Source organism: Odoribacter sp. N15.MGS-14 (assembly GCF_000980245.1).
Taxonomy (GTDB): domain Bacteria; phylum Bacteroidota; class Bacteroidia; order Bacteroidales; family Marinifilaceae; genus Odoribacter; species Odoribacter splanchnicus.
The window spans coordinates 1-3508 of sequence record NZ_LARE01000121.1; the positions used below are offsets into that span (position 1 = coordinate 1).

3 protein-coding genes are annotated in these 3508 nt (G+C 40.1%); 1 reads left to right on the top strand and 2 read right to left on the bottom strand.

Annotated features, from left to right (window positions below; genetic code table 11):
• The coding region (locus WS34_RS14265; protein WP_046405666.1) for a hypothetical protein at positions 1-1100 on the top strand (1100 nt) is incomplete at its 5' end.
• A gap of 198 nt (positions 1101-1298) precedes the next feature.
• Here the strand turns inward: WS34_RS14265 and WS34_RS14270 are convergent.
• Positions 1299-2360 (bottom strand): CRISPR-associated protein Cas7/Cst2/DevR, subtype I-B/TNEAP, encoded by a 1062-nt coding sequence (locus WS34_RS14270; RefSeq protein ID WP_046403487.1) that lies wholly within the window; start codon positions 2358-2360, stop codon positions 1299-1301.
• Positions 2361-2372: 12 nt separating this feature from the next.
• A partial coding sequence (locus tag WS34_RS14275) for a hypothetical protein (protein WP_046405667.1) occupies positions 2373-3508 on the bottom strand: 1136 nt, incomplete at its 5' end.

Here is a 3508-nt window from a genome sequence, read left to right on the forward strand (position 1 = left end):
AGGAAAAAATACGGAAATATCATTTAGCAGACGATTTCACTATTGATAGTCTGGAAAATATTTTACCAACCAAATCTTTGCATAATAACAGTCAGAAAAACCGGCATCCGTTCAGTGAACCTGCCGAACGATTTTTTTTGGAATATGCACAACGTGAAAAATGGAAAATCGAACGAGAATATAAAATCTTGAAAAAACAATTTGAACTTTCAAAATTGAAAGTATTTGCTGAAGCTCAACTTGTGGAATTCAATTTATTACCTCCGGAGGTATACAAGGCAAGCAGGAAAGTTACAAACTCGCTTTCAATACATAATCATTTCTGGCGGTCAACAGAAAATATAGCACTTAATGGTTTCCTGCCCTCGAAATTGAAGGAAGAGGGAAGTTGTGTTATTTCTTTTTGTAACCGGACAATCATGATCACTCTGGATCATAAGACCATTCTTCAACTCATAAACAAACTGGAAACATATTCTCTGAATGATATTATACTTCGGGGACATTCCTATCAGAACACGAAGACATTCGTAGTACTAGGTAACAATGCAGTCCATTTAGAAAATGCAGTTTATGAAGAATTGCTCGATATTCTTCAGGATTATTTAAAAGTGTATTCGGAAGAATACAGCAAATTCCAAAAGTATATCGGGGCAGAAAATTTTTCTTTTTACAAAGATACCAATGATTATATGTTATTGGAAACAAGCCGGGAGAATTGGCGTAAGTTAATCCAATACGCCAGGAAATTCGATACAGAGCAAGGAACAACATCAGAATATTGTTTCAATTCCAATGATCATCATCTTTTAGCCATTTCAGCACAAAACAATATAAAGTTCCGTCTTTTACCAGCTAATTCTATCAAAAACGAAGATTCATTTTTATTCCCCGATGATCAATTATGCATTTTATGGGAAATACCCGATACCGGAAGCAGAAAAGCCATCGAAACAGGAGATGTATGGACTGCACAGCAGACTTATGAATGGCTGCAAAAGTTACTTCAGCAATTTACAGACGAAAGCCCGGATGCCGATCAAGCCGTTCCCGGCAAACAGAGATTTTTCAGGAAAATGCTGGATTTCTTTTTTAAATAGATATTCCCAAAGTCCTATTAAAAAAACGCTTGACAAGGGGGGTACATGACCAACTACAATTTCAATTCTATCAAGTTCAATTTAGAATATGGTCTTGGAGGAAAACCTGTTAGCCGCGGCTTATTTCAATTCTACCAGTTCTCATTAATCCCCTGCCAGGCAACCAAAATCACCTGGCAGGAACTGTTTCTATGCGCCTTATTGATTCTCATAATCAAACGCCATCATCATATCCGTCAGCTTCTTCTCCGCTTCTTCCAAAGCAGTTGCCCTTTCATTCACCGTAACCACATAACTCGCACAGGGCAACGTCACAAACACTTCGGCCCCTGCTGTCTCGTCAATGATTAATTTCGCTTTGGGCTTGTCGCCTTCTTCAATCAGCTTGGTCCGGATGGCCCCGGCAATATGGTTTGCATTATCACTTACAGCAAGCGCCAATGTCTCCATCAGACTAAAAGTACGGGCCTGATTGGAAGTAATCCGCCAATTGATCAAAGCATTTGCCAATACAGGAATGATCTTTTCTCTTTCAGCCTTCGGCATGACCAGACATTCTCCGAAAACATTTTTCGATTTCACCCACCCTTCAGCTTCCAGGGCAGTAATCATCTCCGGGGACAATTCCGGTTCATGCTGATTGGTGGTAACGCAAAATAAAGCCCTCAAATCAATAGCCATGTCAGCAACAAACAAACCTGTTGCCCGGGTATTGTCAGGAATCCAAATCCGTTTGGTTAAAGTACGGTTGTTATTCTGCAAATATGCCTCTATTTCTTCCTTTGTCATTAAACGGTCACTACCCTCTATCCGTACATTAACCGGATGCCACTCAGGCCGGTCACTACGGTCAAAGGTGATATTCTCTTTATCCCGTTCGAGGCCTCCCAATAAAGGATGAATGGGACGCATCGCAGATACCGACAAAGGACTCCGGCGTTTTAAAGCAACCATATCCTTTCCAGCCCGCATCCAGCCTCCAATCAACTGGTCGATATACCTGGGATCACAGGGAGCCCAGGTTTCTTTATTTTCCAGACCATCTTTTTTCGTTATATTATAATTAAAAGTAATTGGAGCCATCGGTACGTTCAGATCATCGGTCAAAGTTGTCAGGATACAACGTTTTATTTGCTGCCCGCTTGAATAAGGCACCATCCGGTTAAATAAAGGATCAAAATAGGCTTTCTGTCCTTCCTGCACACAGAATACAGTATGTTCTGCATGTTTCAGTGTTCTGATGTAAATGTATGGTTTCATTGGATTACAATTTTATTGATTACAAACTATCGCATAATTAAACCGGACTAAAGTCAAAAAATAAGGAATATTATCCACTGGCATTGAATGAATAAGTTTTCCGATATCCTCTGCAAATTTTATATCAGGAATTTGAGGAATAATTTGCTGCAATTCATTCAGAAAAATCATTCGGGAATTAGTTTCCAATATCTTATTCACTTGATTCCTCCTTGTCATGTTACTTTTTTTATCCCCAAGTACATAGGTATGTAACATTTGAGCAATTTCCCGGGATTTTTCCCACAAATCTTCATTATTCAACATAGCTAATATCCAAATTATGTAAGTATAAAAATTAATTCGTTTTTCTTCATTTTCAGCGTCATATACCGGAATCTTTCCTTTCATCATATATTCTTTCAGGCCTTTGGGTTCTAATGCCGACACTCCAATCATCCCCATCTGGCATGAACGTAAAAATCCATAGGCTGTACCGAACAAATGCTCTGCTTTTTTTGCATTCCTCATACCGAATAATTTGATATAAAGCTCCACGGTCCTTCGGATTTCAGTCAACACAAAAGGAATAAAACCGACCGTGATGTTGGTTTGTCCCAAACTATACACATACCCCATCATCCGTACATCCTTGATCTCCCGTGCAATTGCCATCAGAACATCGGTCCAGCTCCGGGTAACCACTTCATAACCGTCCTCTTTTGCAGCAAAAGGCTGGAAACCGATCAAAGGTTCATCCTCTATAAAATGATCACTAAAATAATGAGCCAACCACTGTCCGTTCCAGGTATTGATCTGGTTTCCCCTTAATCCCTGCATTCGTTCCAGATATTCCCGGTAAATCCGCCACCCTTCAAAGAGGGCCATTAAAATCTGTTCCTGCTCAAAAAGAATAGACAAGCCTCCCTGAACTCCTACCCCAAAACCACTTCCAATCCAGGACAAATAAACATCTTCGCGGGATACGGGTAATTTCAGATTCGTGATCTGTCCGGAAGTAGTCGCAGTCGAATCCAAAGAGGGGAAACCGATAGCAATACTGGCATCTGCCTCATCCCTTTCAATCTTTTCCTGCAAAATCCTTAACTTTTCCCGTCTTTCAACAGCCGTAAGACATTTTCCTTTCTTTATCCCCTGTACAAAAGGTG

Bases quoted from the DNA above. Each gene is read 5' to 3' on its own strand.
- WS34_RS14270 (WP_046403487.1), bottom strand. From the start codon at position 2,360: ATGAAACCATACATTTACATCAGAACACTGAAACATGCAGAACATACT.